The following is a 25,324-nucleotide window of genomic DNA, read 5'->3' on the forward strand; positions in this document are numbered from 1 at the left end:
ATTGCTATGTCGCAAACGATTCGTGACAACCTCAAACGCATGCTCGCGCCGCGCCACGTGGCGTTTGTCGGCGGCCGCAGCATGGCCCGCGCGCTCAAGCGCTGCGCCGACGGCGGTTACCTTGGCGAGATGTGGCTGGTCAATCCGCAGCACGACAGCCTTGAAGGCGTACCGTGTGTGCGCAGCATCGCTGAACTGCCGTGCGGCCCGGACGCGGTGTTCATCGCGACCAACCGCGAGCTGACCCTGACCTGCGTTGCCGAACTGGCCGCCAAGGGCGCGGGCGGGGCAATCTGCTACGCCTCCGGGTTCGCCGAAACCGGCGCCGAGGGCCAGGCCTTGCAGCAACAATTGCTCAAAGCCGCCGGCAACATGGCCTTGCTCGGCCCCAACTGCTACGGCCTGCTCGACTACCTGCACAGCTCCGCACTGTGGCCGGTGGCCCATGGCGGCAAACGGGTGGAGAAGGGCGTCGCCGTCCTGACCCAAAGCGGCAACTTCGCCTACAACGTGTCCATGAGCGACCGCTCGCTGCCCATCGCCTACATGGCCTCGGTCGGCAATCAGGCGCAACTGGGCGTCGCCGAATTAATGGACGTGTTGCTCGATGAGCCGCGCGTCACCGCCATCGGCTTGCATCTCGAAGGCCTGAAAAACGTCCCGGGTTTCGCCCGCGCCGCACACAAGGCACTGGAGAAGGGCATTCCGATCATCGCCCTGAAAACCGGCGTGTCGCAGATCGGTGCCGAGCTGGCGCTGAGTCACACCAGCTCGCTGTCCGGCTCCGATGCGCTCTACGACAGTCTGTTTGCGCGCCTCGGCGTGATCCGTGTCAGTGGCCCGGTGAGTTTTGTCGAAACCCTGAAAGCGGCGGCGTGCGGCAAGTTGCCGGCGGGCAACAGCCTGATCGCACTGGCCTGTTCGGGGGGCGACGCCGGGCTGATTGCCGACTACGCCGAACGCAACGACCTAAGCTTGCCGAAACTCGATGAAGGCCAGATCGGAGAATTGGCGCAAGTGCTGCCAACCTACGCCAACCTGGTCAATCCGCTGGATTTCACCACGGCGATCTGGGGCGACGGCGAAGCCTTGAACCGCATGCTCGACAGCGCCCTGCGCACCGAAGCCGATGCGGCGATGCTGGTGCTCGATTACCCGTCGGAATTCACCGGCGAGCGCAAGGAATGCGACCTGCTGCTGGAGCTGTATTGCGCGGCATTGGTCCGCCACGGCAAGACCGGTTTTGTCACTTCGGCATTCCCGGAATTGCTGCCGGCCCACGCTCGCGAACGTCTGCATGCCCAAGGCGTGGCGGCGTTGCAAGGCGTCGAAGACGGGCTGGCCGCGTGGGGTCGAATTGCTGGCTATCAGCGCAACCGTCAGGTGTTGCTGGCGCTCGGTGAATCGGCGCTGGTGCCGCACTGCCCGCAGGCGCTGGAAGGCGAAGGTCGTTTGCTCAATGAATGGGATTCGAAAAAAGCGTTGCGCGCCTTTGGCCTGCAGACGCCCAACGGTGTATTGAGCACCCCGGACGAGGCGTTGAGCGACGCCAACGCGCTGGGTTATCCACTGGTATTGAAAGCGGTCAGTGCCCAACTGCCGCACAAAACCGAAGCCGGCGCCGTGGTGTTGAACCTCAAGGACGCCGCCGCCCTGGGCGCCGCCCTGGAAAAAATGCGCACCAGCATTGCCGATTACGCGCCGCAGGTGCCGTTCGATCAGGTGCTGCTGGAACCGATGGCCAAACCGCCGTTGGCCGAATTGATCGTCGGCATCAAACGCGAAAACGACTTCGGCCTGGCCTTGGTCATCGGCGCTGGCGGGGTTCTGGTGGAGTTGCTCAAGGACAGTCGCAGCCTGCTGTTGCCGACCACCGACGGCGCCATTCGCCAGGCTTTGTCGAGCCTGCGCAGCGCCGCGTTGCTCCAAGGTTTTCGCGGTCGCGAAGCGGCGGATCTGGACGCGCTGGTGGCGGCGATTCGTGCGGTGGCCGATTACGCCTGCGAGAACGCCGGGCTGTTGCTGGAACTCGATGTGAACCCATTGTTGGTCGGTGCCGATGGCACGACTGCGGTCGATGCGTTGATTCGCCTCGGCCACGAGTGAGGAAGTGAACATGCAAAGCACAACATTGACCGGCGGCCAGGCCCTGGTACGCCTGTTGGCCAACTACGGTGTCGACACCGTGTTCGGTATCCCCGGCGTACACACGCTGGAGTTGTATCGCGGCCTGCCCGGCAGCGGCATTCGCCATGTGCTGACGCGGCACGAGCAGGGCGCCAGTTTCATGGCCGACGGCTACGCACGGGTCAGCGGCAAACCGGGCGTGTGCTTCATCATCACCGGGCCGGGCGTGACCAACGCCGCGACCGGCATCGGCCAGGCCTATGCCGACTCGATTCCGATGCTGGTGATTTCCAGCGTCAACCACACCGCCAGCCTCGGTAAAGGCTGGGGTTGTCTGCACGAAACCCAGGACCAGCGCGCAATCACCGCGCCGATCACCGCGTTCTCGGCGGTGGCGCTCAGCGCCGAGGACCTGCCCGAGTTGATCGCCCGTGCTTACGCGGTGTTCGACAGTGAACGTCCGCGCCCGGTGCACATCTCGGTGCCGCTCGACGTGTTGTCAGCAAAAGTCAGCCGCGACTGGAGCAATGAAGTGGTGCGTCGTCCAAGCCGTGGCGTACCGGCCGCCACGGCACTGGATCAGGCCGTGGCCAAGCTGCAAAGCGCCAAACGGCCGATGATCATCGCCGGCGGAGGCGCCTTGAATGCGCAGCAGCAAGTACAGGAATTCAGCACCCGACTCGCTGCGCCGCTGTTCACCAGCGTGGCCGGCAAAGGCCTGTTGCCGCCGGATGCGCCGCTCAATGCCGGCTCGACCCTGTGCGTGGAGCCGGGCTGGCAACTCATCGCCGAGGCTGACGTGGTGCTGGCCGTCGGCACCGAAATGGCCGACACCGATTTCTGGCGCGAGCGTCTGCCACTGAGTGCCGAACTGCTGCGCGTCGACATCGACCCGCGCAAGTTCAACGATTTCTACCCGTGTGCGGTGGCGCTGCAAGGCGATGCGCAACACACCCTCGCTGCATTGCTCGAACGCCTGCCAACCGGCAAACGTGACGCCAGCGCCGCGACCGCATCCGTGGCCAAACTGCGTGAAGCGGTGCAAAGCAGCCACGGCCCGTTGCAGTCGATCCACCAGGCGATTCTCGAACGTATCGCCGCCGAGCTGCCGGACGATGCCTTCATCAGCACCGACATGACCCAACTGGCCTACACCGGCAACTACGCCTTCAACAGCCTGGCGCCACGCAGCTGGTTGCATCCGACCGGCTACGGCACGCTGGGTTATGGCTTGCCGGCGGGCATCGGCGCCAAGTTCGGCGCACCGCAGCGGCCTGGGCTGGTGCTGGTCGGCGACGGTGGTTTTCTCTACACCGCACAAGAACTGGCCACCGCCGTCGAAGAGCTGGACAGCCCGCTGGTGGTGTTGCTCTGGAACAACGACGCGCTGGGGCAGATCCGCGACGACATGCTCGGGCTGGATATCGAGCCGATTGGCGTGCTGCCGCGCAACCCGGACTTTGCCGCCCTTGGCCGCGCGTTCGGTTGCACGGTGACCGAGCCGCAAAGCCTGGCCGAGCTGCAAACCGACTTGCGCCACGGCTTCAAGCGCAACGGCGTGACCTTGATCGAACTCAAGCATGCGTGCGCGCTCTGACTCCATTTTTTTTAAAAGGCTTTTTTAGGGGATGGGGCCATGCGCTTTTCCGATCTGACTCAACGCATCGCCGGTGACGGCGCTGCCGCCTGGGACATTCACTACCGCGCACTGGCGCTGCAGGAACAGGGCGAAGACATCCTGCTGCTGTCAGTCGGCGACCCGGATTTCGACACGCCGGTGCCGATTGTGCAGGCGGCCATCGACAGCCTGTTGTCCGGCAATACCCACTACGCCGACGTGCGTGGCAAACGCGCGCTGCGTGAAAGCATCGCCCGGCATTACGCCAAACGCAGTGGCCAGCAGGTCTCGGCGGAGCAGGTCACTGTGCTCGCCGGGGCGCAATGCGCGTTGTTCTGCGTTGCTCAGTGCGTACTGAATCCGGGCGATGAAGTGATTGTCGCCGAACCGATGTACGTCACCTATGAAGCGGTGTTCGGTGCCTGCGGCGCGGTGGTGATTCCGGTGCCGGTGCGTTCCGAAAACGGTTTTCGGGTGTTGCCCGAAGACGTGGCCGCACGCATCACTCCGCGTACTCGGGCGCTGGCGCTGAACAGTCCACACAACCCGTCGGGCGCCAGTTTGTCGCGCAGCACCTGGCAGGCATTGGCACAACTGTGCATCGCCCACGACCTGTGGCTGATTTCCGATGAGGTCTACAGCGAGTTGCTGTTCGACGGCGAACACATCAGCCCGGCGAGTTTGCCGGGCATGGCCGAGCGCACCGCGACGCTCAACAGTTTGTCGAAATCCCACGCCATGACCGGCTGGCGTATCGGCTGGTCGATCGCGCCGCCCGCCCTGGCCGAGCACCTGGAAAACCTCGCGCTGTGCATGCTCTACGGTCTGCCGGATTTCGTGCAGGACGCGGCGGTCGTCGCGCTGGAAAGCGACTTGCCAGAACTGGAAGCCATGCGCGAAGCCTATCGCCAACGTCGGGATCTGGTCTGCGAATGCCTGGCCGATTGCCCCGGCGTGCGCGCCTTGAAACCTGATGGCGGGATGTTCGTGATGGTCGATATCCGCGACACCGGGCTCAGCGCCCAGGCGTTCGCCGACCGCTTGCTCGATCGCCACGGCGTCTCGGTGTTGGCCGGCGAAGCGTTCGGCCCGAGCGCCGCCGGACACATTCGTCTGGGGTTGGTGTTGGGCGCGGAACCCTTGCGTGACGCCTGCCAGCGAATTACTCGTTGCGCCACTGAACTGATGGAAGCCCAAGCCTATGCATAATCACAAGACGCTGTTTATCGATGGCCGCTGGCAAACTCCGTCGGGGCAGGGCATCGCCGAGGTTATCAACCCGGCCACTGAAGAAGTCGCCGGTTCTGTGCCGCTGGGCGATGAGCGCGATGTCGACAACGCGGTGGCTGCGGCGCGCCGGGCGTTCGGTCCATGGTCGCAGACGCCGTCGAGTGTTCGCGCCGGTTACCTGCGTGCGCTCGCCGAGCAGTTAAGTGCTCGGGCCGATGAAATGGCCGCGGTCATCACCACTGAGTTGGGGATGCCGGTGCAATGGTGCCGCTCGGTGCAGGTCGACGGGCCCATCATCGGCCTGGAGCAATACGTCGAACTCGCCGGCTTGATGGATGAAGTGCGCGAGGTCGGCAATTCGCTGGTCATCCGCGAGGCGGTCGGTGTGTGCGCCTTCATCAACCCGTGGAACTACCCGCTGCATCAGCTGATCGGCAAGCTCGCCCCGGCGCTGGCCGCCGGCTGCACCGTGGTGGTCAAACCGAGCCAGGAAACGCCATTGCACGCGTTTTTGCTGGCGCAAATCATCGAAGCCATCGGCTTGCCTGCGGGGGTGTTCAACCTGGTCAGCGGTCCGGGTTCGAAGGTCGGTGAAGCACTGGCCAAGCACCCGGACGTGGACATGGTTTCGTTCACCGGCTCCACTGGCGCCGGGGTTCGCGTGGCACAAGCGGCGGCGCCTTCGGTGAAGCGCGTGTGCCTGGAGCTGGGCGGCAAGTCGGCGCTGTTGATTGCCGAGGACGCGGATCTGGCCGCCGCCGTGCGCTACGGTGTGCAGGACGTGATGATCAATTCCGGCCAGACCTGCACCGCGTTGACCCGCATGTTGCTGCCCGCCAGTCGTTACGCCGAGGCGGTGGAACTGGCGATTGCCGAAACCCATAGCCTGCGCATGGGCGATCCGCTGGACCCGCAGAGTTTCCTCGGGCCAATGTGCTCGGCGGCGCAACGGCGCACCGTGCGGGACTACCTTCAGGTCGGCCAGCAGGAAGGTGCGCGGCTGGTGTATGGCGGCGATGCAACGCAAGCGTTTGAGCGCGGTTACTACGTCAGCCCGACACTGTTCGCCGATGTCGACAACCGCATGCGCATTGCCCAGGAAGAAATCTTCGGCCCGGTGCTGTGCCTGATTCCTTACACCGATGAAGCGCAAGCGATTCAGATCGCCAACGATTCGCCGTTTGGCTTGTCCAGCGGTGTCTGGGCCGGCAGCACTGAGCGCGCCTTGCACCTTGGGCGGCAGTTGCGTGCCGGGCAGTGCTTTCTCAACGGAGCGGCGTTCAATTATCAGGCGCCGTTCGGCGGCTACAAACAGTCAGGCAATGGCCGGGAATGGGGGGAAGAGGGGCTCAACGAGTTTGTCGAAGTGAAGGCGATCCAGGTGTGACCTTTGACGACACAGACGATCTGCGCACCGTTATCGCCCACTCATAAAACCTGTAAACGTTTAGGGAATTGCCATGAAAGTTTTGATTGTCCACGCTCACCCGGAGCCGAAATCCTTTACCGCCGCCTTGCGTGACCAGGCGGTGGCGACCCTTGAGGCCCAGGGGCATGAGGTCCGGGTCAGCGACCTGTACGCCATGAACTGGAACCCGGTGGCCAGTGCCGATGACTTTTCCTCGCGGGAGAATCCCGAGTACCTGGTGTATGCACTGGAGCAACGCCTGGGGGTGAAGAGCCAGTCGCTGGCGCCGGACATCCAGCAGGAACTCGACAAACTGTTGTGGGCCGACTTGCTGATTCTGAACTTCCCGATTTTCTGGTTCTCTGCCCCGGCCATGCTCAAGGGCTGGATTGATCGGGTGCTGGTGTCGGGTATCTGCTACGGCGGCAAACGCTTTTACGACCAGGGCGGATTGAGCGGCAAAAAGGCGCTGGTTTCCGTCACCTTGGGCGGCCGTGAGCATATGTTCGGTGATGGCGCGATTCACGGTCCGCTGGAGGACATGCTGCGGCCGATCCTGCGCGGCACGCTGGCCTACGTCGGGTTTGACGTGCTGGAACCGTTCGTGGCGTGGCATGTGCCGTACATCAGTGACGAAGCGCGCAAGGATTTCCTGCAGAGTTACCAGCAGCGTCTGGAACACCTGAGTGATGATCAGCCGATGCAGTTTCCGCGGTTGTCGCAGTTTGATGAGGCGTTGTATCCGTTGCCTGGCTAAAAGTGGGCTTTTGGCCAGGGCTTGAGGGTGAACTTACTGGCCCCATCGCGGGCAAGCCCGCTCCCACAGGGTTTTGTGTCGATCGCGATAATGTGACCGACACAAAACCTGTGGGAGCGGGCTTGCCCGCGATGGGACCCGAAAGCCCAACCCAAAAAACGAAAACTGCCGACGCTGTTCACAGCATCTGAACAGTTTCGGCACTGGCCTCAGGTTTAAATCTCCTTCACCGGCGTTTCACCCTCAACCCCTTTGATCAACCCGATGGCATGCAGGCAATCCGCCTTGTTCACGTACGACTCGCCACTGGCGATCGTCTCGTGGTTCCCCGCCCTCAAGCGCCAGCGCCATTGTCCTTTCCCGGTGCTCGGCGTGCCTTTGGATTGCCTGTAAATCTCGAAATACATTCTGCTCGCTCCATGCGATGGGTAATTGCGACAACCTGTGTGACGCATCGGGGGCAAGCCTAGCGGAGCTGGGTTTTTTGGCCATCAGGCATTTGTTTCCAGGCATTTGAAAATATTTCAGCCAGCGCAACCGGGCCGGCGCGAATGGCCAGAACCCCCGCAGTTTCGCCCTTGCATCACCTCCCTCGGTCCTGCTTAATACGACACGGCTCATGGCGTCGAGCAGATGTCGGCGACCTCCGATTGTAGAAAAACCACTATAAAAAAAGAGCAATCAATTGACTCATCAGCACGGAACGCAACTGACCGGGCATTTGCAGCTTTCGCTCGTGATCCCGGTGTTCAATGAAGCGGCGACCATTGATTTGTTCATCGCGCGGATCACCGACGTCTTCAAGGAAGAGACGCTGATCGGTCTGGAAATGGTGTTCGTCAACGACGGCAGCACCGACACCACGCTCGACCTGCTACTGGAACGTCAACAGACCGATTCGCGCCTGCGCATCGTCGACCTGAGCCGCAATTTCGGCAAGGAAGCGGCCCTGACCGCCGGCTTGCAGACCGCCACCGGCCAGGTGGTGGTGCCGATCGATGTCGATTTGCAGGACCCGCCAGAAGTCATCCTCGACATGATCGCCCTTTGGCGTGAAGGCTATGAAGTGGTGCTGGGCCATCGTGTGAGTCGCAAGACCGACTCCTGGGCCAAGCAGACTTCGGCCAACTGGTTTTACCGCCTGCACAACAAAATCGCTGAACAACACCTGCCGGAAAACGTCGGTGATTTCCGGCTGATGGACCGCTGCGTGGTGGATGCCCTGCAAACCCTGCCCGAGTCCCGGCGCTTCATGAAAGGCCTGTTTGCCTGGGTCGGGTTTCGCACCACGTACGTGAACTACGAGCGCCTCGAACGGGTCGCCGGTTCGACCAAGTTCAACGGTTGGCGCTTGTGGAACTTTGCGCTGGAAGGCATCACCAGTTTCAGCACGGAACCGCTGCGCATCTGGACCTATCTGGGGCTGTTCGTCTCGCTGATTTCTTTCTCGTTCGCCATTTTCATCATCTTGCGCACCCTGATCTCCGGTGTCGATCTGCCGGGTTATGCCTCGTTGATGGTCGCCGTCACGTTTCTGGGCGGTCTGCAATTGATCGGCATCGGCGTGCTGGGTGAATACCTCGGCCGGACGTACATCGAGTCAAAACGCCGCCCGGTGTATCTGGTGCGGCGTGTCTATGACCCCAAGGACTGAACCATGGATCTCAAGGAAACCGACATCCTCGGTTCGAGCATTGATCAGCACTGGTATTACGCCTCCAAAGCGGCGGCCACGACGCGAATGCTGGGCAATACACCGTTCAAAAAGATTCTCGATGTGGGCGCAGGCTCCGGGTTCTTTTCCCACCATTTGCTGGCGCATTCAGCGGCCGGTGAAGCGTGGTGTGTCGACATCAGTTACGACGCCGATTCAGACGCCACCACCGCCGGTAAACCGGTGCATTACCGTCGCGACATCGACGCGGTGGACGCCGATCTGGTGCTGTTGATGGACGTGCTGGAACATGTCGATGACGACGTCGGGTTGCTCAAGGCTTACGTTGATAAAGTCCCCTCCGGGAGCCGTTTCCTGATGACGGTGCCGGCGTTCCAGTTTCTCTGGAGCGGGCACGATGAGTTCCTGGAACACAAGCGCCGCTATAGCTTGCCGCAGCTGGAGACGGTGGCGCGGGAGGCCGGCTTGACCGTGAAGCAGGGCGCTTACTACTTCGGTCTGGTGTTCCCGATTGCGGCCACCCTGCGTTTGTTGCCCAAGGGTGCACAACCATCGCCACCGCGCTCGCAACTCAAGCAGCACCATCCTCTGGTGAATACGCTGTTGAAGACCCTGTGCAGTGTCGAACTGCCGTTCATGGGCGCGAATCGTCTGGCCGGGTTGACGGTGTTTGTCCTGGCGCAGAAGCCGTGACGTCAGCCGAAAAATCCGCCTTGATCCAGCGTGGCCTGCGTTTTGCCGTGACCGGGTTGTTCGTCACGGCCCTGCATGCGCTGGTGGCCGTGTTGTTCATCCATTACGTGCTGCCTCTGCCGCCCTTGGCCAATGGCGCGGCGTTTGCCGTGGCGACTGTGGTGTCTTACCTGATCAATACCACCTGGAGCTTTTCCGCCCGATTGCATGGCCGAACGCTGCTGCGCTTCATGATGGTTTCCGCTGCCGGTTTTCTGCTGGCGATGCTGGTGGCCTGGGCCGCGCAAATGGCCGGGCTGCATTATTTGCTGGGGATCGGCGCGGTGGCGTTGACTATTCCGGCCTTCACCTTTGTATTGCATAACTTCTGGACGTATCGATGAAGGATTTAGCTAAACGCCTGCCGGTCAGCCTGGTGCCGTTGTTGATCGGTGTTGTGGCCTTTTTCCTCATCATCGGGCCACGGGCGCTGAACCCGCTGAACATTGCGTGGCTGGGTAACGGCGACCCGGCGACGCATTATCTGGGATGGGTGTTTTTCCGGCAGTCGCCGTGGACTTTTCCCATAGGGCTCAATCCTTCCTACGGGTTGGAGTTGAGCAATGGCATCATTTTTTCTGATTCCAATCCACTGCTGGCTTTCCTGTTCAAACCCTTCGCTGCGCTGTTACCGACGCCTTTTCAGTATTTCGGTATCTGGTTCCTGACCTGCTTCGTCCTGCAGGCGTGGTTCGCCTGGAAAGTGGTGGGGCTGATGTCCTCGCACGTGGGTGTGCGTGCCGTGAGTACAGCGCTGTTTCTCTTTGTGCCGCCGATGCTCATGCGCATACCTTTCCATTTGTCCCTGGGCGGGCATTTTCTGGTGCTGGCTTCGTTTTACCTGGGCCTGCATCCACAGCTGCGCCATCGACGCTTGGCCTGGGGGGCGTTGCTGGCGGCGGCCGCGTTGGTCCACGCGTACTTTCTGGCGATGGTTGCACTGATCTGGATCGCCGACCTTGCGGCCGGGTATTTCAAAAAGAAACTGACGCTGCGGTCTGCGTTGATCGAGTTTCTTGCACTGTTTTCGCTGGTCAGCTTTTGCTGTTGGCAGGCAGGGTATTTTTCGGTGGGCACCGAAGGCGCGATCTCCGGCGGTTTCGGCATCTACGGCATGAACCTGCTGTCACTGTTCGATTCGGGGAACTGGTCCTATGTGCTGAAGGACCTGCCAGGTGTCCAAGGGTTCGGTGACGGGGAAGGGTTTGTCTTTCTGGGACTTGGGCTGATCACGCTGGGCATCTGTGCCGTGGTCGGTTTGCTTCAAGGCACTACCGGCTTCGGACAACACGTGCGACGACGACCCTTGTTGCTGCTGGCGTTGATAGGGCTCACGGTTTTCGCCATTTCAAACCATGTGGCGCTGGGCTTGCTGGAGTTCACCTATCCGCTGCCACCGGTGGTGATTTCCATCGCCAACATCTTCCGCGCCTCGGGGCGAATGTTCTGGCCGGTGTACTACGCGATTATCATCGCCATCATTTTCCTGGTCATTCGCGCCAATACGCCACGCACAGCCTTGAGCCTGCTGTCGCTGGCGTTGCTGATACAGATTGTGGACACCCACGCCGGCTGGGTGGGAGTGCGCAAGCAATTGATGATGGCACCGGCGTCGAAGTGGGCCTCGCCCATGGTCGATCCGTTCTGGAAAAGTGCGGCAGCCCATTACAAGAACATCCGCTGGATCGTTCCGCAGAATCTGTCCCCGAAGTGGATGGCGGTGGCTGATTTTGCCGGTGCCCATGGCCTGGCGACGAATGCCGTTTACCTCGGGCGGATGGATACGGTCAACTGGATTGAATCCGAACAGCAGACGGCCCGGGAAATGGCGTCGGGCAAGTACGACGCCGACTCTTTGTACCTGCTCGATGAGCGTGCGTTGATCCAGTCCGTGAGAAACATCAATACCCAAACGGATCTCTTCGCCCGGATTGACGGGTTCACGGTGCTGGCACCGGGCTGGAAACAGTGCAGCACTTGCTTGCAGGCGACCTCGCAAATCGATCCGCTGGAGCTGGTGCCGTCCCTCGAACCCGGACAAAAAACCCTGTTCACTTATGGCAATAAGGGCGGCGCGCTGCTGGCCAAGGGCTGGTCCGAGACCGAACCCTGGGGCGTCTGGTCCAAAGGCCCGGACGCTGAAGTCATGTTCCGGACCCCGGTGCCTGTACATTCCGTACGTATGGAGACCACGGCGTTCCTACCCCCAGGCCATGCACGTCAACGTGTCGTCATCAGCATCAACGGTCTGCCGGCAACGAATGCCCAACTTGAGCAGGCCGATGGCAACGTCATCGATGTTCCCCTCACCGCCGAGATGCAACAACGGGTGTCTACTCAGGGTGTCTTGAGGTTGCAACTGCAGTTTGCCGACGCCGTCAGCCCAAAACAGTTCGGGCTCGGCCAGGACGTTCGCCAACTCGCGCTCGGGTTGAAGACCTTGACGGTCAATTGAGGAGCCACTCCCGTAGACGCCCCCGTCACGCCTTCCTACACTGCCTGAAGTGTTGGGGAACGAGGGCAAGGAATGAATCGCAACGAACTGCGCAAGGCTGACATCAACCTGATGGTGGTGTTTGAAACGTTGATGCTCGAGCGCAACGTCACGCGGGTCGCGGAGAAGCTGTTTCTCGGCCAGCCGACCATCAGTGCCGCGCTCAACCGCCTGCGGACGATGTTCAACGATCCGCTGTTCATTCGCGTCGGCCATCGCATGGAGCCGACGGCGCGGGCCGAGGAAATCATCCTGCACCTGTCACCGGCGCTGGATTCGTTGTCGGTGGCCCTGAGCCTGACCCACGATTTTGACCCGGCCAGCAGCACCATGACCTTTCGCATCGGGCTGTCGGACGATGTCGAGTTCGGCCTGCTGCCGCCGTTGCTGCGGGCCTTGCGCCAGGAAGCGCCGAAGGTGGTGTTCGTGGTTCAGCATGTCGATTACTGGCGCATCCCCGACTTGCTGGCCTCCGGTGATATCACGGTCGGCATCAGCCAGACCCGCGGCCTGCCGGCCAATGCCAAACGCAAATTGCTGCGGCACATCCAGCCGAGCATTTTGCGCGCCGATGCCTCGGACACTCCGCTGACCCTCGACGAATACTGCGCCCGCCCACACGTGTTGGTGTCGCACACCGCCAACGTCAGCGGCTACGCCGATGAATGGCTGGCGGAAATCGGCCGTACCCGTCAGGTCGTGCTGTCGGTGCCGCAGTACAGTTCGTTGCCGGCCTTGCTCGCCGGCACCGACCTGATCGCCAGCCTGCCGGATTACGCCGCTGAGGCGATGGCGGCCTCAGGGCAACTGTTCCAGGAAGCCTTTCCGTTCAAGACCCCGACGCTGGACTTGTCCATGGTCTGGCTCAGCCATGTCGATACCGACCCGGCCGAACGCTGGTTGCGCGCGCGGCTGGAGGCGTTCATGAGTGAGCGCCTTGAGTCGCCGATCTGAAATCTGTCAGGCAGGGTCGCTGACTCATTCGGACCGAGGGGCAAGTCTTGAAGCCACCGGAATATGGATTTCCCGTGCCTGACACTTTTCCCCGATTTGCAGTTTTTGATCCTCGGTGTACGGCTGCCCCTGCCGATCAATCAGAAAGAACACTTCGTATAGATACTGCTTGCCGCCCTGGCTGGCGCATCGAAATGAAGCGTTGGGTGGAAACAGCTTTTTTAGTGTGTCCATATCCAGGGATTTACCCTGAAACTGGTTGAAGTCCGAGTTGTAATTGACCGCGCTACGCAACTTCACAAAGTCCTCGAAATACCGGGTTTGGCTGGTGCCATAGCAAGTGCCATGTTTTTTCCATTCGTGTTTCATCAGGGAATCGGGGGACTCGGTGACAATTTTAGAAAAGTGTTGGTCGGCCTGTACCTGTTCTTGAACTGCATTGGACAGCTCACAAGCCGACTCCGTCTGACCACAACCCGCTGACTGGATGCAGGAGGACGGGTGACGATTGGCCGATTGGGCAGTGCTGTTGAAATATGCCCAGATACCGTGGGTGTAGAAGATGTTGTTCGGTTTGTTGCAACCCGCAATGGTGGGTTTCAACAGGCAAAACGTTGGCTGCCAGGTGACGGCGTAGACGAGGTAGTCGAAGTGTGCGCTAGGTGCTCCCTCCCAGCTTTCTTCACCTGGGTCCAGGGCGTGAGCGCAGAGCGAAAAAACAGACAGGGCCATTGAGGCGTAAAGACGGTTCATGGTGTTCAATCCTTGAATCAGTTTATTTTCGGGTTACCTCCTCACTGCTTGAGAGGACGCTTGCAGTTTCAGCGTCATGTTCAATTAACGGCGCACTTCTAATTTCAGACCTGATCTGGAAACACTAGTACAGTACGGGTCATTGGGAAATCCAAGTAGATGTACGGCCAACGCCAATATCCTTTTTTGAGTACTGCCATTTTAATCAGGAGCCAAACCATGCCCCACCTGCACATGGAATACACCGCCAACCTGCCCGGCCTGAACGCCGACGTGGCATTGATCCGGCTCAACAATGCCTTGGTGGCGTCCGGTCAGTTTGCGGCTGAGTTCGACATCAAGAGCCGCGCGGCGAAGGTCGAAACCTTCAAGGTTGGCACGGCGATAGCAGAACGGGCGTTTGTGCATGTGAAGCTGGCGCTGCTGAGCGGTCGTCCGCCGCAGATCAAAAAGCAGTTGTCCGATAGCCTGCTGGCCGTGGTGCAGGAACTGTGTGAATGGCCGACAGGGGTTGAAGTCCAGTTGTGCGTGGAGATCCTCGACATCGACCGTGAGTCCTACACCAAGACCGCCATCGGCCACTGAGTTTCAGGCCATTTCCTGCTCGGCGCAGGCTTTGATCACTTGCTCGCGCAACCACGTGTTGGCGCTGTCCTGATCGACGCTTTGACTCCACTGCATGTCCAGGGTGAAACCCGGCAAGCCGTTGGGCGCTTCGCAGTGATTGAAGATCGCCTCGTTGGCCAGCAATTGCTGGATGCGGCGGGGCAACGTCAGGATGAAGTCGGTGCCGGTGATCATTTTCAGCGCCGCGCTGTAACTGTTGGAGCGCGCGATAATCTGCCGTTTGTGCGCCTGTTGCGCCAGCCAGCCATCGACCATGTTGGTGGTGGATGTCCACGGCGTCGGAAACACATGCCGGCGTTCGACAAACGCCTTCAGGCTTAAGCGGGGTTCCAGTGGCGTGGCGCGTTTGTCGAAGACGCAGACCAGATCATCTTCAAGCAACAACCGGGATTTGAAGTCGCTGTGGCTGCGATGAAGATGGGGGCCGAAACAAATCACCAGGTCGAGGCTGCCATCGCGCAGGTCTTCGGCGGGGATGTCGGTTTCGAACTTGTGCATGTTGACCATCACCGGCAGGTCGGCGAAATCGAAGCTTCTCAACAGGCGCGGCAGGATCAACTGCTCGAAGTATTCCGGCGCGCAGATATTGAACGTGACCGGTTGCAAGGTCGGGTCGAATGCCTGGGCGCCAGCGTGGCAGAGGTTGATGCTTTCGAGGATCTTCAGCACATGGGTGTACATGGTGCTGGCTTTGTAGGTGGGGCGCATACCGGTGCGGGTATTGATGAACAACTCGTCTTCAAAACTGGTGCGCAGTTTCTTCAGGCAGTAACTCACGGTGGACTGGCTGACGCAGAGCGCCTCCGACACACCGGTGACGCTGCTTTGCTCATACACGGCGACAAATACCATGAGGTCCTGCATATCGAGCTTTCTTAGCAAGTTACTGTTCAGCATCCGTTCTGTCTCGCTGTGCTCCTTGCGCTGACTGTGCGCAAACGTGTGCGAGTGATCCTAACGGAACGATGGTGCCAGGAGAATGCCCTGTAGGATGTTTCATGGTCGGTTGTGGGACAGAAAATGTTCCGAACACGACGTGTGAAATGAATAGCGGCAAACATGGCCAGAGGCCTTTACCGCTGAACGCTGATGAACAGAGTGCTCAGGCGGCTGTAGGAAAATGTTGCGCGTAATGCCGCGGATTGAAGCGCACGGCCATCAGGATCATCAGTGCCATGACACCGGTCAGGCACCACCAGGCCCCTTCGAAACTGCCGAGTTGATCGCGCACCATACCGGCCATCAGCGGCGAAAGGCCGGCAATGAGGTAGCCGATGCCTTGAACGAAGGCCGTCAGCCCGCCAGCGCGTTGCGGGTTGTCGAGGTGATCCAGCGACACAATCAGGCTCATCGGGAACAGGCCGCCAATGCCCAGTCCCAACAGGCACGGCCAGAGCAGGCTGAGGTGTTGCGGGCTGAGGATCAGCCCGCAGAAACCGGCCATGATCAGCGCCAGCAACACCACCAGCACCAGACGTCGGTCACGGCTGCGGTTGGCGATGGCGGGGGTCACCAGCCCGGACACCACTTCCATGGCCGTCAAGAAGCCCAGCAGCAAACCGGCATTTTGTTCGCTCCAGCCCTTTTCCACGTAGTACGGCGCCAGCCAGGCCAGCACACAGGTGTAGGACGCAGTGCCCAAGCCGAAGAAGATGGCGAGTAACCAGGCGCGGGAATGAGTGAAGAAGGATGTCTTGCGTGGTGCGGGTGCCGCTGGCGTCGATGTCCCCGAATGCCCGAGGCTCCAGAACAGCAACGCCACCAGGGCCAGCGCAGCCCAGATCGCCAGCCCCGCGCGCCAACTGCCGGTACGGGTCATCACCAGCGGCGCAAATGATGCCGCTATCGCCGCACCGCCCATGATCGACGTCACGTAGAGCCCCATGCACACGGCAACGTTGTCGCTGAAGCGGGATTTGATCAGCGCCGGCATCAATGCCTGGATCAGCGCAATACCGATGCCGGCGAGCATGGCGCTGAGGATCAGTTCGGCGGCCGAGTCCACGAACAGCCGCGACACCGTGGCGAGGCCAATGATCAACATTGAAATCACCACCGTGCGCTGTTCGCCAAGGCGTTGGCTGACGCTCAGGCCGAAGAACATCGCCAGACCCATGGCCATGACCGGCAACATGGTCAGCAGTGAGGCCAGGCTGAAACTCAACGGGATGTCCCCGCGAATCGCCGACAGCAAGGGCCCGACAGCCGCCATCGACGGACGCAGGTTCAGGGCGACGAGGAGGATGCTGACCATCAGCCAGAGGGCAGGGCGGGAGGTTGCGCGAACGTTTTCCATCAATCGGCCCTTGAATAATCAGGAACCGATTAGGCGCGGGGAGGGCTGGAGGCCGCAAATCAGATAATCCGCAGCGGTATTTAAAAATTAAATACCGCAGTTGCAACACAAATCCCTGAGGGGAGCGCACTGTGGCGAGGGGATTTAGCGAAACGTCGCACCGCCCCGTTCGGCTGCGGAGCGGCCCCGAATCGAAAATTGCGGTGCATCAGATACACCGCAATCAATGGTTTTACGACTGCTTCGCAGCCGAACGGGGCGGTGCGACGTTTCGCTAAATCCCCTCGCCACAGCCCGCTCCCACAGGGATGGTGGTGTGTCAGGGATGATTGTTTAGTCAGCCCACACCCAAAGTTCTTCAAATCCCGATTTAACGACCTGACCGCCCGTGTGACGCTGCTGCTCATCTGTTTTCTGCGGTTGTTTCTATGGACGGTTGCCCCGTCGCACTTCCCTCCGAACTAGCCTTCTGGGCGCTCTGGCACTGCCGGCATGCGCGCCCACCGGATTCCTGCCTTTCCCGTTGATTCTTCTGACAGGTCCCGCGCTGTGCGCCGGGATCAAACCGGCAGCGCCCGCGCGTTTGCCTGACGCGGAAATAAGAGAATGCCCATGAGTTGTGCCACGACCTCCTTCGCCACGAAGCAAGAAGCCCTGACTTTTCTCGAACAGAACCCGGATATCGAGATGTTCGAGTTGTTCATCCTCGACAACAACGGCGTGCCACGGGGCAAGTTGCTGCATCGGGATGAACTGCTGGCGGTGTACGAAAGCGGACGGCCGTTGCCGAGCACCATTCTCGGCCTGACCATCAACGGCGATGACGTGGAAAACTCAGGCCTGGTCTGGGATGTCGGCGACATCGATTGCCGGGCGTACCCGATCAGCGGCAGTTTGACGCGCATGCCTTGGCGGTTGATTCCGACGGCGGCGGTGCAGGTCAGCATGCACCCGAAGGAAGGCATGCCGGCGACGATTGCTGATCCACGGAATTTGCTGGCGAAGGTGATCGAATGCTTACAGGCCGACGGTTATTACCCGGTGATGGCGGCGGAGCTGGAGTTCTATTTGCTGGATCAGCAGCGCGACAGCAACGGTCGGCCGCAACCTGCGCGGGACGTCGATGGCGGGCGACCGCGCTCGACGCAGGTCTACGGTTTGCGTGAGCTGGAGCAGATCGAGCCGTTTCTGGCGGATCTCTACAGTGCCTGCAAGTTGCAGGGCATTCCGGCGCGCACGGCGATCTCCGAATACGCGCCGGGGCAAGTGGAAATCACCCTCGAACACCGCACCGACGCCCTGCAGGCGATGGACGAAGCGGTGCGCTACAAGCGGCTGGTCAAAGGTATCGCGCATAAACACGGGATGGCCGCCTGTTTTATGGCCAAACCGTTCGATGACCTGGCGGGCACCGGCATGCACATGCACGTCAGCCTCGCGGACAAGGACGGCAACAACCTGTTCGCCAGCGAGTCCGCGGACGGCACGCCGCTGCTCAAACACGCGGTCGGCGGCATGCTCAGCACCTTGCTCGATTCGTTGCTGCTGTTCTGCCCGAACGCCAACTCCTACCGTCGATTCCAGACCAACAGCTACGCACCGCTGGCGGCGACCTGGGGTGTGGACAACCGCACCGTGAGTTTGCGCGTGCCCGGCGGGCCGGCGTTCTCACGGCACATCGAGCACCGCATCTGCGGCGCCGACGCCAACCCGTATCTGGCGGCAGCGGCGATTCTGGCCGGCATCCATCGCGGCATTCGCGAACAGCTCGACCCGGGAGCACCCGTGGAAGGCAATGGTTACGCCCAGGCCACGGAATTGTTGCCAACCGATTGGCTGACCACCTTGCGGGCGCTGGAAGGTTCGACCTGGGCGCGTGAAGCGTTCGGTGGTGAATTCCTCGGCGTGTACCTGGCGGTGAAGCGCGCCGAGTATCGGCAGTTCATGGGTGAAGTCGGCGAGCAGGACTGGCGTTGGTATTTACATCAGGCTTGAACAAAAGCTGAACCATTCTCAAATAAGTTAAAAGTGTCGATCTCATAACAGGGGCCAACTAATCGTTGGCTTCTTTTTCACAAAAAATTGATGGTTGGCTGCCTAAAGTTAGTGCTGTCGTGGTAAATGAAATTTTCACATTTACCGAGGGCACTTCTTTTCAGGAATAGCCGATCATCATGTTGAAGTTAAAACCCGTGCGCCCGGAGTGGGTGACACTGATTGCCAGCGCCTTTCTGCTCATTGGCTTTAATTTAGTGCTCTGGCAGCACCTGTTTGATATCACCGCGTCCGACGGCAAGGGCATCGTCATGCGCGTCGCGTTCGGCGTGATGATTCTCGCGGCGTTCAATATTGTGCTGACCTTCCTGGCATTCCGACGCGTGATGAAACCGGTCTTGACCGTGATCTTCATGATCAGCGCCGGGGTCGCTTACTTCATGAGCCAATACGGTGTGCTGATCGACACCGGCATGTTGCGCAACTTTGCGCAAACCAACGCGACGGAAGTGCGTGACTTACTCTCGTTGAAGTTACTGGTCTATATACTTCTGCTCGGTGTTTTGCCTTCATGGTTGTTGTGGACAGTTCCGGTTGATTACCGCCGCTGGCACCGTGAGTTGTTAAGTAAGGCGCTGGTGAGTGTTGCTTCAGTTGCGGTGATCGGTGGTGTCGCTCTGGTGAACTATCAGGGGCTGTCCTCGTTGTTTCGCAATCACCATGAACTGCGTCTGATGGTGGTGCCGAGTAACTACATCGGTGCTTCGTTCGGTTTTATGCGCGAGCAAGTCGTTTCCGCCCGGCAGCCCTTCGTCAAAGTCGGTGAGGATGCCCAGCGCAATCCCGCCTGGCAGACTCACGGGCGTAAATCCCTGACGGTGCTGGTCGTCGGCGAAAGTGCCCGGGCCGAGAACTTCGGCATCCTGGGATACGACCGCGACACCACGCCCAAACTGGATAAAGAAGCCGGCCTGATCGCCTTCACCGATGTGCATTCCTGCGGCACGGAAACAGCCGTTTCGGTGCCCTGCATGTTCTCAAACATGGGCCGCAAGAATTACAACGCCAGCACGGCGAAGAATGAAGAGGGCCTGTTGGACGTGCTCAAACGCGCCGGTCTGGACGTGATCTGGCGTGACAATCAATCGGGCTGTAAAGGCACGTGCGACCGGGTCACCCTCGATGACGTCAGCAACCTCAAGGACCCGGTGCTGTGCGCCAACAGTGAATGCCGCGACGAAATTCTCCTGCAAGGTTTGCAGCACTTCATCGACACCCTGGATAAAGACACCGTGCTGGTCCTGCACCAGATGGGCAGCCATGGCCCCGAATACTTCAAACGTTACCCGAAGGAGTACGAACACTTCACGCCCGTCTGTGAAAGTAATGCGCTGAACAATTGCAGTCGCGAAAGTATCGTCAACGGTTATGACAACACGCTGGTGTACACCGACCACGTGCTGTCGACTTTGATTGATACGTTGCGCAGCAATCAGGACAAAGTGGATACCGCCATGCTGTATCTGTCGGATCACGGCGAATCCCTGGGCGAATACAACCTGTTCCTCCACGGCACCCCTTACATGCTGGCGCCGGATCAGCAGAAGCATGTGGCGATGCTGGCGTGGTTCTCCGACAGCTACCAAAAGTCGTTCTCGGTGGACACCCATTGCCTGCAACTGAGCCGCGACAAGCCCCTGAGCCAGGACAACTTGTTCCATTCGATGCTCGGTCTGCTGGAGGTCAACAGCAAGGTCTACAACCAGGATCTGGACATGTTTGCCGGTTGCCGCGGCGCCGTGATCGACGGTGTGTTGGCCAAAGAGTAAGCGTTTCGACCTTTTTTTCACGTACCGGTCGTTAACCTGCGGCCGGTACTTATTCCTACAAGAGTCATTGCACATGTCCGCGCAGCCCCCTTCCGCCATCGAGCTTGAGTTCGCCCGGCGCTACGATCAGGAACACGCCCGCGTCTGCCTTCAGTCGCGGCCGCGTGGCCTGGCGGGGCGCTTGACGTTCTGGCGCGACGAGCAGCTGGTGCGCAACGCGCTCAAGGTCGCCGGCGAACCGGGCTTGATGCTTGATGTGGCGTGCGGCGCCGGGCGTTTCTGGCCGGTGTTGGCCGAGCACGCGAACCGGGTGATCCTCGCGTCCGATCCGTCCCAGGACATGCTCAATCACGCTCAGACTCACCATGCGCAGAGTCTGCTGAAGCGGATCAAGACGTTCCAGAGTTCGGCGTTCACCCTCGGTTTGTCGGCGAACGCGGTCGACAGCATTTTTTGCATGCAACTGTTTCAGCACATCGACAGCCCGGAGCATCGGTTGGCCCTGCTGGCAGAGTTCCACCGCGTGAGTCGCGATACGGTAATTGTGGCGGTACGGGTCGATGCGCATTTCAAGCTCCGCCGCTCGGGCGCAACGGGCGCCCACCCCCGGCAGCTGGCCGGCAAGGCCGAAGTCGAAGCCGAATTCAGGCGCGCGGGTTTCAGCTTGCTCAGTCACCAGGACTTCCTGCCCGGTTGTGCACGGATGCGGGTCTACGTGCTGCGTAAGGCTAGTTAACCTCCGCCTGTCAGACATTTCTTGCCGTCTGGCAGGTCTTTTCGCTAAAGCTCTTGTTCAGTGGATGCGCGGAAATCGCCGGGGGCGATATATACTGCGCGCCATTCTTCAAGGGAGAGCCGTGTGGCCATCGATATTCACTGGATTCGCGACAACGATAGCCTCGGTCAGTTTTGCGCCGAGTGGCAGCAGCTGCCATTCGTTGCCCTCGACACCGAATTCATGCGGGTCGACACCTTTTACCCGATCGCAGGCCTGCTGCAGATCGGCGATGGCGTACGCGCTTACCTGATTGACCCACTGACCATCGACAACTGGCAGCCTCTGGCCGCGTTGCTGGAAAACCCGGCCGTGGTCAAAGTCGTCCATGCGTGCAGCGAAGACCTCGAAGTGTTGCTGCGTCTGACCGGCAGCCTGCCGGCGCCGCTGTTCGATACGCAACTGGCCGCCGCTTACCTGAACCTCGGTTTCTCGATGGGTTATTCGCGTTTGGTGCAGGAAGTGCTCGGCATCGACCTGCCCAAGGGCGAGACCCGTTCCGACTGGCTGCAACGTCCGTTGTCCGACACCCAGATCAGCTACGCCGCCGAAGATGCTTTGCACCTGGCGGAAGTTTTCGTACAGCTGCGTCCGAAGCTGTCTGACGACAAGTACGCCTGGGTTCTGGAAGACGGCGCCGAGCTGGTGGCCAACCTGCGTCGCGAAGTTGATCCGTATGAGGTCTATCGCGAAGCCAAGCTGGCCTGGAAGCTCTCCCGTGCCCAACTCGTCGTATTACGTGAACTGTGCGCCTGGCGCGAGCGCGAAGCCCGCGCCCGTGATCTGCCGCGTAACCGCATAGTGCGTGAGCATTCCCTGTGGCCGCTGGCGCGGACTCAGCCGGACAACCTCGGCGCACTGGCGAAAATCGAAGACATGCACCCGCGTACCGTGCGTCAGGACGGCGAATTTCTGCTTGATCTGATCAAGCGCTCTGGCAGTGTGTCGCCAGATCAATGGCCGCCCGCCGTGCCGGAGCCGTTGCCGGTCGACGCCGCCAACCTGGTCAAACAGCTGCGTGCGATCGGCCAGGCCGAAGCCGAGCGCCTGAACATCGCGCCGGAACTGATGCTGCGCAAGAAAACCCTGGAAGCGCTGCTCAAGAGCGGCTATCCCAACGGTCCTTACCAATTGCCTGATTCGCTGCGTGGCTGGCGCCGCGAATTGATGGGCCAGGCGCTGCTCGACAGCCTGGCCACCGCCGGAGAACAGCCTTGAAACGTATTTGCTCCATCTACCGAAGCCTGAAGAAAAACGAGATGTACCTCTACGTGCTCAAAAGCGATGCACTGGAGCGTGTCCCGGAAAGTCTGATGGCCGCCTTCGGCAAACCTCATCACGCTTTCGACCTGGTGCTGACCCCCGAGCGCAAACTGTCGCGCGAGGACATCACCGTGGTCCTGGAAAACCTTGAGAAGCAGGGCTACCACCTGCAAATGCCACCGGCCGAAGACGAGTACATCGAACACTTGCCGGAAGAATTGCTGCGACGCAACGACCCGATGTGATCGGCAGACAGGCTCTGTTCAGAGTCTGTGTGAAACACTGGAATGATTTTGGCGATGGCCAGGGCGACGGAGCGATACTCCGTCGGCGGCCGTCTGCACTGTTTTCGAAAGGTTTGAACCATGCGCGTTCTGATTGCTGAACACGACCACCCTGTGTACGCCCAACTGTTGCGTCAGGCTGCGCCTGATCTGAAAGTGCTGACCAGCGGCGATTCCGCCGAACTGGCCAGCCAGGCGGCCGACTGCCCGATCTGGCTGGGCCAGCCGGACCTGTTGGCGAATCTGTTGCGCCAGGGCCACCAGCCACAATGGCTGCAATCGACCTGGGCCGGCATCACGCCGCTGCTGGCCGACGGTTTACGCCGCGATTATCGCCTGACGCGTGCGGTGGGGATTTTTGGTCAGGTCATGGCCGAATACGTCCTGACCTACATGCTCGGCCACGAGCGCGAAGTGCTGGCGCGGCTGGTCAGCCAGGTCGAGCGCAAGTGGGACAGTCGTCAGGGGCAGAGCCTGGCAGGACGTAAGGTGTTGATCGTCGGCACCGGTGACATCGGTCAGACCGTGGCGCAGTTCCTTGTGCCGTTTGGCGTCGAGTTGTATGGCATCGCCAGCGAAGCCCGGAAGCAGGCACCATTTGTTGAAGTCGGTGCGCTGGCGGACTTGCCACGGCTGGTCGGTGAAGTGGATTTCGTCATCAATCTGCTGCCCAACACCCCCAATACCCACGACTTGTACGACGCGGCGCTGTTCAAGCAGTTCAAGCCGACCGGGTTGTTCATCAACGTCGGCCGTGGCGTGGCCGTGGTCGACGCAGACCTGGTGGAAGCCTTGAAAGAAGGGCATCTGGCGGGCGCGGTCATCGACGTTTGCCGTCAGGAGCCGCTGCCGCAGCGTCATCCGTTCTGGACCGCCTGGGGCTTGCTGCTGACCGGCCACAGCTCGGCACCGACCTCGCCATCGATGATGGTGAACCTGTTTGTCGAAAACCTGCGGGCGTATCAGGCGGGCGAGGCGTTGCGCGGGGAAGTCGACTTCAACCGCGGCTATTGAACCCTCCGCTGATCGTTCCCGCGCTCCGCGTGGGAATGCCGCCGGGGACGCTCCGCGTTCCGCTTTGGATGTGACGCAGGGCGTCACGGGATGCATTCCCACGCGGAGCGTGGGAACGATCATCAGCGGTGTGGCTTAGAGGGTGAAGTCGCCTTCGGCGGCCAGTTCGCTCAGCGGGCGGCGCGGGCTTGGTTCTTCGCGCGCTTGCAGGTAATCGGCCAGCGTCGCTTTGTCGCCCAGTTTGCCCACGGCTACTGCTGCATGCAGCGCGTAACCTTCAGGAATATTCAGCTCCTTGCGGGTCAGGTCCTGATCGAAACCGGCCATACCGTGGGTGTGCCAGCCGCTGATGCTCGCTTGCAGCGCCAGGTGGCCCCAGGCCGAACCGGTGTCGAAGGTGTGCCACAAGGCCGGGGATTCTTCGGTGGCGCCGGGTACCGCGAAGGTGGTTTTCGAGATCACGATCACCAGCGCCGAGGCGTGTTGCGCCCAGCCGCGGTTGAATTCGTTCAGCAGGCCCAGAAAGCGCTCCCAGTTCGGCGTATCTCGACGCGCGTAGAGAAACCGCCAAGGCTGCGAGTTGTAGGCCGATGGCGCCCAGCGTGCGGCTTCGAAGAAGCTCAGCAAGGTTTCTTCGGGAATGGTTTCGCCGGTGAAGGCGCGGGGCGACCAGCGATCGGTGAACTGAGGGTGGATCGCATAATCGGCAACGCGTGGATTTGCACTCATCAGAGATTCCTTGCTTCGTTTGAAAGTGAGGGTCGTCTAAAACCTGCGGGCGCAGTTGGGCTGAGCGCTAAGGTTGTTCCAGAGCCTGGCAGTTCACCTGAATGCAACGCGGTTGAGCGTTAATGGCATTTAGGCATGGCTCCTTGCGACTGGCAAAGCTACGTGGCGGCGCAATAACTGACAAGCCCCGTTCTACCGGCAGTCGCCAATGCTTGGCCCGCAAGGGCCTTGGCACTAGACTGGCGGCCTTTTCACCACCTGATGTTGATGCTCGAACCATGGCCGCCAAAGTCGAACCGTTCTGGATACGCAAAACCCTCGATCAACTCGATCCGCAGGAGTGGGAATCGCTGTGCGACGGTTGCGGTCTGTGCTGCCTGCAAAAGCTCGAAGATGAAGAGGACAACTCGGTCTATTACACGCGCATCGCCTGCAAACTGCTGGACCTGAACACCTGTCAGTGCAGTGATTACCCGAACCGTCGTGACTTTGTGCCGGACTGCATCCAGCTCACGCCGGGCAAGGCCGAAGAGTTTCGCTGGTTGCCGCCGACCTGCGGCTATCGACTGGTCAGCGAAGGCAAGGACTTGCCCCTGTGGCATCACCTGGTGTGCGGTGATCGCGATGCGGTGCACCACGAACGCATTTCCCAGTCCGGGCGCATGCTCGCCGAAGGCAGCGTGGCCGAAGACGATTGGGAAGATCATCTGATTTTCCGGGCGGGTTAAACGCCAAGCGTTTTAACGTTTCACGAAGGAGTGTGT

The 25,324-nt window shown here is 60.5% G+C and carries 23 protein-coding genes; 18 read left to right on the forward strand and 5 right to left on the reverse strand.

The annotated features are described in order from the left end of the window. Positions 1–6: 6 nt before the first annotated feature. From ACIQV9_RS05545 to ACIQV9_RS05565, 5 genes are all read left to right on the forward strand, one after another. On the forward strand, positions 7–2,106 hold the full coding sequence (locus ACIQV9_RS05545) for an acetate--CoA ligase family protein (protein WP_403099031.1): 2,100 nt from the start codon (positions 7–9) through the stop codon (positions 2,104–2,106). Between the two features lie 10 nt (positions 2,107–2,116). Then, on the forward strand, positions 2,117–3,724 hold the full coding sequence (locus tag ACIQV9_RS05550) for a 5-guanidino-2-oxopentanoate decarboxylase (RefSeq protein ID WP_403099034.1): 1,608 nt from the start codon (positions 2,117–2,119) through the stop codon (positions 3,722–3,724). A gap of 39 nt (positions 3,725–3,763) precedes the next feature. Then, the gene (locus ACIQV9_RS05555; RefSeq protein ID WP_403099036.1) at positions 3,764–4,954 is read left to right on the forward strand and encodes a pyridoxal phosphate-dependent aminotransferase; all 1,191 of its coding nucleotides are present in this window, start codon (positions 3,764–3,766) and stop codon (positions 4,952–4,954) included. Then, positions 4,947–6,362, forward strand: a complete 1,416-nt coding sequence (locus ACIQV9_RS05560; RefSeq protein ID WP_403099038.1) for an aldehyde dehydrogenase family protein — start codon at positions 4,947–4,949, stop codon at positions 6,360–6,362. The genes ACIQV9_RS05555 and ACIQV9_RS05560 overlap by 8 nt, the downstream gene beginning before the upstream one ends. A gap of 73 nt (positions 6,363–6,435) precedes the next feature. Next, positions 6,436–7,140, forward strand: a complete 705-nt coding sequence (locus ACIQV9_RS05565; protein ID WP_403099040.1) for an NAD(P)H-dependent oxidoreductase — start codon at positions 6,436–6,438, stop codon at positions 7,138–7,140. Between the two features lie 215 nt (positions 7,141–7,355). Here the strand turns inward: ACIQV9_RS05565 and ACIQV9_RS05570 are convergent, their stop codons facing one another. Next, on the reverse strand, positions 7,356–7,547 hold the full coding sequence (locus ACIQV9_RS05570) for a DUF1508 domain-containing protein (RefSeq protein ID WP_010462174.1): 192 nt from the start codon (positions 7,545–7,547) through the stop codon (positions 7,356–7,358). A gap of 278 nt (positions 7,548–7,825) precedes the next feature. On the opposite strand from ACIQV9_RS05570, the gene ACIQV9_RS05575 reads away from it, so the two are divergent. The 5 genes from ACIQV9_RS05575 (at position 7,826) to ACIQV9_RS05595 (ending at position 12,995) form a co-directional block, all read left to right on the forward strand. Further along, complete coding sequence (locus ACIQV9_RS05575) at positions 7,826–8,794, forward strand: glycosyltransferase family 2 protein (protein ID WP_403099043.1); 969 nt, start codon at positions 7,826–7,828, stop codon at positions 8,792–8,794. Between the two features lie 3 nt (positions 8,795–8,797). Further along, entirely contained in the window at positions 8,798–9,508 is a 711-nt protein-coding gene (locus tag ACIQV9_RS05580) for a class I SAM-dependent methyltransferase (protein ID WP_403099045.1), read from the forward strand. Then, on the forward strand, positions 9,505–9,891 hold the full coding sequence (locus tag ACIQV9_RS05585; protein WP_403099047.1) for a GtrA family protein: 387 nt from the start codon (positions 9,505–9,507) through the stop codon (positions 9,889–9,891). The genes ACIQV9_RS05580 and ACIQV9_RS05585 overlap by 4 nt, the downstream gene beginning before the upstream one ends. Beyond that, the gene (locus ACIQV9_RS05590) at positions 9,888–12,002 is read left to right on the forward strand and encodes a DUF6311 domain-containing protein (protein WP_403099049.1); all 2,115 of its coding nucleotides are present in this window, start codon (positions 9,888–9,890) and stop codon (positions 12,000–12,002) included. Before ACIQV9_RS05585 ends, ACIQV9_RS05590 begins: the two co-directional genes overlap by 4 nt. Positions 12,003–12,074: 72 nt before the next feature. Next, positions 12,075–12,995: a LysR substrate-binding domain-containing protein gene (locus tag ACIQV9_RS05595; RefSeq protein WP_403099051.1), complete on the forward strand. Its 921-nt coding sequence runs from the start codon at positions 12,075–12,077 to the stop codon at positions 12,993–12,995. 24 nt (positions 12,996–13,019) lie between these two features. Here ACIQV9_RS05595 and ACIQV9_RS05600 read toward each other — a convergent pair whose 3' ends face one another. Next, positions 13,020–13,748, reverse strand: a complete 729-nt coding sequence (locus ACIQV9_RS05600; RefSeq protein ID WP_403099053.1) for a hypothetical protein — start codon at positions 13,746–13,748, stop codon at positions 13,020–13,022. Between the two features lie 219 nt (positions 13,749–13,967). Here ACIQV9_RS05600 and ACIQV9_RS05605 point away from each other — a divergent pair, with 219 nt between their 5' ends. Continuing rightward, a complete protein-coding gene (locus ACIQV9_RS05605; RefSeq protein WP_403099055.1) occupies positions 13,968–14,333 on the forward strand; it encodes a 5-carboxymethyl-2-hydroxymuconate Delta-isomerase in 366 nt (121 codons plus the stop codon). 3 nt (positions 14,334–14,336) lie between these two features. On the opposite strand, the gene ACIQV9_RS05610 is transcribed toward ACIQV9_RS05605, so the two are convergent. Next, positions 14,337–15,272, reverse strand: a complete 936-nt coding sequence (locus tag ACIQV9_RS05610) for a LysR substrate-binding domain-containing protein (protein WP_403099057.1) — start codon at positions 15,270–15,272, stop codon at positions 14,337–14,339. A gap of 205 nt (positions 15,273–15,477) precedes the next feature. Next, positions 15,478–16,671, reverse strand: coding sequence for a cyanate transporter (locus ACIQV9_RS05615; protein ID WP_403099059.1), 1,194 nt, complete (start codon positions 16,669–16,671; stop codon positions 15,478–15,480). A 612-nt stretch (positions 16,672–17,283) separates the two neighbouring features. Between ACIQV9_RS05615 and ACIQV9_RS05620 the strand changes: the two genes are divergently transcribed. The 6 genes from ACIQV9_RS05620 to ACIQV9_RS05645 all read left to right on the forward strand — a co-directional run bounded on the left by ACIQV9_RS05620 (position 17,284) and on the right by ACIQV9_RS05645 (position 23,831). After that, positions 17,284–18,666 (forward strand): glutamine synthetase family protein, encoded by a 1,383-nt coding sequence (locus ACIQV9_RS05620; protein WP_403099062.1) that lies wholly within the window; start codon positions 17,284–17,286, stop codon positions 18,664–18,666. A 179-nt stretch (positions 18,667–18,845) separates the two neighbouring features. Continuing rightward, positions 18,846–20,495 carry a phosphoethanolamine transferase gene (locus tag ACIQV9_RS05625; RefSeq protein WP_403099064.1) on the forward strand — a complete coding sequence of 550 codons (1,650 nt, stop codon included), beginning with the start codon at positions 18,846–18,848 and terminating at the stop codon, positions 20,493–20,495. 73 nt (positions 20,496–20,568) lie between these two features. Beyond that, entirely contained in the window at positions 20,569–21,231 is a 663-nt protein-coding gene (locus tag ACIQV9_RS05630; RefSeq protein ID WP_403099066.1) for a class I SAM-dependent methyltransferase, read from the forward strand. A gap of 123 nt (positions 21,232–21,354) precedes the next feature. After that, on the forward strand, positions 21,355–22,488 hold the full coding sequence (gene rnd / locus ACIQV9_RS05635) for a ribonuclease D (RefSeq protein ID WP_403099068.1): 1,134 nt from the start codon (positions 21,355–21,357) through the stop codon (positions 22,486–22,488). Continuing rightward, a complete protein-coding gene (locus ACIQV9_RS05640; protein ID WP_007898694.1) occupies positions 22,485–22,778 on the forward strand; it encodes a YcgL domain-containing protein in 294 nt (97 codons plus the stop codon). The genes rnd and ACIQV9_RS05640 overlap by 4 nt, the downstream gene beginning before the upstream one ends. A 120-nt stretch (positions 22,779–22,898) precedes the next feature. Continuing rightward, the gene (locus ACIQV9_RS05645) at positions 22,899–23,831 is read left to right on the forward strand and encodes a D-2-hydroxyacid dehydrogenase (RefSeq protein ID WP_403099070.1); all 933 of its coding nucleotides are present in this window, start codon (positions 22,899–22,901) and stop codon (positions 23,829–23,831) included. Positions 23,832–23,966: 135 nt separating this feature from the next. On the opposite strand, the gene ACIQV9_RS05650 is transcribed toward ACIQV9_RS05645, so the two are convergent. Then, positions 23,967–24,560 (reverse strand): nitroreductase family protein, encoded by a 594-nt coding sequence (locus ACIQV9_RS05650; RefSeq protein ID WP_403099072.1) that lies wholly within the window; start codon positions 24,558–24,560, stop codon positions 23,967–23,969. 278 nt (positions 24,561–24,838) lie between these two features. Between ACIQV9_RS05650 and ACIQV9_RS05655 the strand changes: the two genes are divergently transcribed. Further along, positions 24,839–25,288, forward strand: a complete 450-nt coding sequence (locus ACIQV9_RS05655) for a YcgN family cysteine cluster protein (RefSeq protein WP_403099074.1) — start codon at positions 24,839–24,841, stop codon at positions 25,286–25,288. Positions 25,289–25,324 lie beyond the last annotated feature (36 nt).

Origin of the sequence: Pseudomonas sp. NPDC099000, assembly GCF_044759925.1 — a bacterium.
Taxonomy (GTDB): Bacteria; Pseudomonadota; Gammaproteobacteria; order Pseudomonadales; family Pseudomonadaceae; genus Aquipseudomonas.